The sequence below is a fragment of the Saccharothrix longispora genome, from assembly GCF_030852425.1.
Lineage (GTDB): Bacteria > Actinomycetota > Actinomycetes > Mycobacteriales > Pseudonocardiaceae > Actinosynnema > Actinosynnema longispora.
On sequence record NZ_NSDM01000050.1, the window covers coordinates 1 to 987 of the forward strand.

Annotated in this window: 1 protein-coding gene; it reads left to right on the plus strand. The window is 74.7% G+C overall.

Features of this window, described 5'->3' with window-relative positions:
- Nucleotides 1-139: 139 nt before the first annotated feature.
- Nucleotides 140-987, plus strand: an 848-nt coding sequence (locus CKY47_RS36770) for a toxin glutamine deamidase domain-containing protein (protein WP_306751000.1), incomplete at its 3' end; no start/stop codon positions are given.

Here is a 987-nt window from a genome sequence, read left to right on the forward strand (position 1 = left end):
GATCCAGTTCATCCCGCTGCCGGACCTGCCGCAGCCGGGCCCGCCGCCCACCACCGCGACGCCGACGGCCGGCCCGGTCCCGTAGCGTCCTGCACCACCCCGACCAGAGCAGCAGACATCCGGAACCGATGAGGTGCGCGTGACGCAAGCACGGGACGCTGCCGACCAGTGGCTCGACCGGGCCTACGGCGGCACGGTGAAGTCCAGCAGGCACCCCCTGCTGGAGACGTCACGGGTCGCGGTGTTCGGCTGCCGGTTCCGCGAGAGCCGGGACCCGCTGCTGGCCGCCACGATCGCCGTGCCGAAGACCGGCGAGGCCCCGTACCCGCTGCCCAACGACCGCCCGTTCGACGACCTCGGCCTGGACGCGGACGCGGCGGACCGGCACGCGCCCGCCGAAGCCGACTGGACCAGGCGCGTCAACGCGCGCAACTGCGTCATCGCCCTGGACGCCGCCGTCGACCGCGCCCCCGCCTCCGCGCTGCCCTGGCGCCCCACCGACGAACGACCCGGCTGGTGGGAGCGGCTGCACACCGCCCACTTCCCGCAGGCGCAGGTCGCGACCTGCACGACCTGGCCCGAGGTGATCGAAGCGGTGCGCACCGGCGGACCCGACACCAGGGGCGTCATCTGGGTGCGACGGGAACTGGCCGGCGTGGAGGCCACCGGCCACCTGCTCTACGCCCACAACGACAACGGCGAGGTCGCCGTGCTGGACCCCCTGCGCGGCACCCTCGCCCACCTGGAGACCGCCACCGTCTCAGGCCTCGTCCTGGCCCGCTTCCACCGACCCCGACCGACCCTGCCCGAACGCGACCTCGCCGCCGCCGTCCACGCCGCCCAGCGGCACCTGGCGGACGCCTACGGCGACGAGGTGGTCCTGGTCGACCCCTCCCCGCAGGACGAACTGTCCACGGGGTGGCTCTTCGCCTGCACCACCCGCGCCTTCCTGGCCTCGCGGGACCCCCGGGACCAGATGCTCGACGC